This is a genomic window from Paenibacillus xylanexedens, assembly GCF_007676705.1.
GTDB classification, from domain to species: domain Bacteria; phylum Bacillota; class Bacilli; order Paenibacillales; family Paenibacillaceae; genus Paenibacillus; species Paenibacillus xylanexedens_C.
The window spans coordinates 1-220 of sequence record NZ_VEBF01000931.1; the positions used below are offsets into that span (position 1 = coordinate 1).

At 52.7% G+C, this 220-nt stretch carries 1 protein-coding gene; it reads right to left on the reverse strand.

Annotated features, from left to right (window positions below; genetic code table 11):
• Positions 1-35: 35 nt before the first annotated feature.
• On the reverse strand, positions 36-200 hold the full coding sequence (locus FS628_RS31825; protein ID WP_186328085.1) for a hypothetical protein: 165 nt from the start codon (positions 198-200) through the stop codon (positions 36-38).
• Positions 201-220 lie beyond the last annotated feature (20 nt).

The window sequence follows — 220 nt, forward strand, 5'->3', positions numbered from 1 at the left end:
AACATACTCTTCTACCAACCCCTCCCGATCACCCTTCATCCCCCACCAGAATTCATCTCTCTACCTATCCTCCCAATCATCCACATCCCGCCCAATTTCATCCCCCTTAACCACCCCATCTCCACTTCCCCTAACATCACCACCCACTCCTCCCACTCTATCCCAACTTCCCGATTCTCTCCTTCCATCTCACCCGCCATTACTTATCCTTCTCCCGCTG